This is a genomic window from Pseudoalteromonas sp. NGC95, from assembly GCF_015864705.1.
GTDB lineage: Bacteria > Pseudomonadota > Gammaproteobacteria > Enterobacterales > Alteromonadaceae > Pseudoalteromonas > Pseudoalteromonas arctica.
This window is the reverse complement of sequence record NZ_JADYWR010000060.1, coordinates 1-1,033: the sequence shown is the minus strand read 5'-3', so window position 1 is coordinate 1,033 and position 1,033 is coordinate 1. Positions and strand designations below refer to the sequence as shown.

The following is a 1,033-nucleotide window of genomic DNA, read 5'->3' as shown; positions in this document are numbered from 1 at the left end:
GCGACTTCTTAATGTTAATCGATTACCCAGCATATATTGCTTTTGTTCGCGATAACCAAGCTCTATCTCCCAGCGGTGACTATATAAATCGCCTATATCGGCTGACGGATATTGCATCGGAACTGTCATCGATGTCATCACACTGTATGATTTACCCTTTATTTTTCGGGTCACTAACCTCGCTATTAAGGTGTCAGGCAGCGTTGGCCACATTTTTCTTGCTCTTGGGTTGCTGCTAAGTTGGACTAATTTATCATTACGCCCTAATGTTTGAATAACTTCATATTGCACATTTTTTTTCAGGGGGATTAGCCAGTGGCGTTCACTGCCAGTCGTTTGCCATTTATGTAAAAGCCCTAAAGAATAGAAACCTTTTTCGAATAAAGTGAGACTGTTATCGGGTGTGGTTTCTATAAGCTTTTCAGCCAGCACCATTTCATTGACCTTGTAATCATCAAAAGCACTCCCCGTGATTAGGTGGCTGCTTAGCTCCATTTGACACACCATTCTGACCTGTGGGTATTGTGTATTGGTCGGTTTTGTAAAGGCTTCATTGTTTTGGGGTGAATCATCCGTACGCCAAACAACACCATCGACACCAAGCAAGGTAAGCCCATTTNACCATTCTGACCTGTGGGTATTGTGTATTGGTCGGTTTTGTAAAGGCTTCATTGTTTTGGGGTGAGTCATCCGTACGCCAAACAACACCATCGACACCAAGCAAGGTAAGCCCATTCCAATGGGGATGATTAGCCCCATTATTCCAATGCCTTTGGGTGCATTCAAATAAGGCTTTCATGGCGGCTTCACCTAGGTTTTTACGACGCTGAGTTAAAGCACTTGGCGCAACAAATGGCTTACCCTCGCGGTCAACAATGTCGAGCATATTAACGACATCGGCCATCGATTTGTCATTATAAATAACCATCCCGATCAACAACCAAGCCATCGATTCTAGGGTTAGTTTTCTTTTTCGTAGTGTAACGGTTTCGGTCAGTGCATAGGCTTCTTCGATAAGAGATAAAGGGAGTAA

The 1,033-nt window shown here is 43.4% G+C and carries 2 pseudogenes; both read right to left on the bottom strand.

Features of this window, described 5'->3' with window-relative positions:
• Positions 1–618 (bottom strand): annotated as a pseudogene (locus I6E70_RS20525) (IS4 family transposase); the annotation flags it as partial.
• Positions 619–634: 16 nt separating this feature from the next.
• Positions 635–1,033 (bottom strand): annotated as a pseudogene (locus tag I6E70_RS20520) (transposase domain-containing protein); the annotation flags it as partial.